2 protein-coding genes are annotated in these 2,533 nt (G+C 66.6%); both read right to left on the reverse strand.

The genetic code is table 11. The features are described from left to right. Positions 1-299 precede the first annotated feature (299 nt). Complete coding sequence (locus AC0L17_RS34265; RefSeq protein WP_473518958.1) at positions 300-1,493, reverse strand: IS91 family transposase; 1,194 nt, start codon at positions 1,491-1,493, stop codon at positions 300-302. A 2-nt stretch (positions 1,494-1,495) separates the two neighbouring features. Next, positions 1,496-2,404, reverse strand: coding sequence for a tyrosine-type recombinase/integrase (locus AC0L17_RS34270; RefSeq protein ID WP_473518959.1), 909 nt, complete (start codon positions 2,402-2,404; stop codon positions 1,496-1,498). Positions 2,405-2,533: the final 129 nt, after the last annotated feature.

Genomic DNA, 2,533 nt, shown 5'->3' on the forward strand with positions numbered 1-2,533 from the left:
CGTGAAGAGTTTCGGGCGCCAGCAGGCGTACGAAAGTCCCCGAGGAAGGAACCCGCGGGCCACAGGCGATGGCTATGGGGATTTCGATTTTCGGCAGATGTCGGCGATGGCGCGACCGCCGCTCCGAAGCGGCGGGTTTGATGCGGACGGACCGCTTCGTTGCGCCTCCGCGCGGTGTTGTCGGAACGGTGGGCGGCTCAGCTCGGCTCTGTCGGCCTCGATGATCTCCATGGACGCGCGTCGATCCGTTGCCGGAGGCTGAGTGCCTGCGGCTGAAGGCTGGACCATACCATGCCGGGTCATGGACAGCTCTCCCGGTCCGGTGCCGATGCTTTCGGCGGTCCGCGCGGCTGCCTCCAGCGTTCGAACACCTCGACGACGATCATGCGGCCGCCGCAGCATGGGCATGGCGGACGGAAGTTGTCTGGTTCCGCCGATGGATCGTTCGTGGCGGGAGGCGCGGTCGCGAGCAGTTGGCGGGCGAGTGCGAGGCAGTCCTTGCGGGAGCCGCCGGCGAGCAGGCCGTAGTGGCGGATCCGATGGAAGCCACGCGGCAGGACATGGAGCAGGAACCGACGGATGAACTCGTCGGCGGTGAGCGTCATGAGCTGCTGCCGGTCGGCGCCTTCGCGACGATAGTCCTTGTAGCGGAAGGTGACGCCGCTCTCGTCGAGGCGGATGAGGCGGCGGTTCGAGATGGCGACCCGGTGGGTATAGCGCGACAGATAGGCGAGCACCGCTTCAGGCCCGGCGAAGGGCGGCTTGGCGTAGACCACCCAGCGCTTCTTCCGGATCGGCGACAGGTGGCGCAGGAATGCCCGCCGTTCCGCGAGATGAGCAATTGCGCCGAAGAAGGCGAGCCGGCCAGCGTCGTGCAGCGCGACCAACCGGGAGAGGAACAGCCGGCGGAACAGCTTGCCGAGCACCCGCACCGGCAGCAGGAAGGCGGGACGCGACGATATCCACCGGCTTCCGTCCGGCGAGATGCCACCGCCTGGCACGATCATGTGCACGTGCGGATGATGCGTCATCGCCGAACCCCATGTGTGGAGCACGGCGGTGATGCCGATGCGTGCGCCCAGATGCTTCGGATCGGCCGCGATGGTCAGCATCGTCTCCGACGCCGCCTTGAACAGCAGGTCGTAGACCGCCGCCTTGTTGTGGAAGGCGATGTCGGCGACCTCGGCTGGCAGCGTGAAGACGACGTGGAAGTAGCCGACCGGCAGCAGGTCGGCCTCGCGCTCGGCAAGCCATGTCCGCGCCGCGGCACCCTGGCACTTTGGACAGTGCCGGTTGCGGCAGGAGTTGTAGGCGATGCGCCAGTGGCCGCAGTCCTCGCAGGCCTCCACGTGACCGCCAAGGGCCGCGGTGCGGCAGTGCTCGATCGCCGACATGACCTTGAGCTGCTGCAGTGTCAGATGCCCTGCATGGGCGGCCCGGTAGGCGGGCCCGGCAGTGCGGAAGATGTCGGCAACCTCGATCGAGGCGCGCACGCTCAGCCGTCGGGTGAGATCTCTTCCGGCTTGAAGAGGCCAAGCTTGTCGAGCGGGCTGGTGACGGTGCGCACCGTGCGGGTTGCAACCTTGGTGTAGAAGGCGGTGCTATTTAGCTTGGCGTGCCCGAGCAGGACCTGAATGATCCGGATGTCGGTGCCGTCCTCCAGCAGGTGGGTGGCGAAGCTGTGGCGCAGCGTGTGCGGCCCGACGCGCTTGGCGATGTCGGCCGCCTGCGCTGCCTCGACGACCACGCGATAGAGCTGGCGGGTGCTGATGGGCTTCATCGCATGCTGCCCAGGAAACAGCCAGCCGTCGCGGTGCATCACGCCCTGCTGGCGTCCGACCTTCCACCACTGGCGCAGCAACAAGAGCAGGTCTTGCGACAGCATGGCGTTGCGGTATCGCCCGCCCTTGCCGCGCTCGACGCGCAACAGCATGCGCTCGCTGTCGATGTCAGCAACCTTCAGCGTCGACACCTCCGCCACGCGCAGGCCCGCGCCATAAGCGGCCGACAGCGCGGCCTGGTGCTTGAGGCAGGTCGTGGCGTTGAGCAGCCGGGCGACCTCGTCGCGGCTCAGCACCACCGGCAGTTTGCGCGGGTGCGCCAGACGAACGAGCTTGCGCGCCAGATCGGGACGATCGACCGTATGCGTGAAGAAGAAGCGCAGCGCCGACACGATGCTGTTCATCGTCGGCACGGGAACACCGTCGTCCTGCTGCTCGATCTGGAACTGGCGCAGGTCGTCGGTGGTCGCTGTGTCTGGTGAACGCCCGAGGAACGTCGCCAGGCGTCCGATGTCGCGGAGATAGTTGCGCTGCGTCTCCCGTGAGAAACGCCGCATGTTCATGTCGTCGATCAGCCGCTGACGAAGCGGACTGATAGGTGCATCAAGAACAGGATAGGGCATGGTCAGGCTCCTTGTTGAAGAAGCCCGTAATGCTCTGTCCCTGCCGAACCCCGCTCAACGCAGGCGCAACGACCGGTTCTTGATCTCTACCTTATCCGCGGGCGCCCATCCCGCGCAGCGGGTTCGTTC

This window comes from Mesorhizobium sp. WSM4829 (assembly GCF_055811475.1).

Coding starts and splice junctions, on each gene's coding strand:
- AC0L17_RS34270 (WP_473518959.1), bottom strand. CDS start 2,404: ATGCCCTATCCTGTTCTTGATGCACCTATCAGTCCGCTTCGTCAGCGG.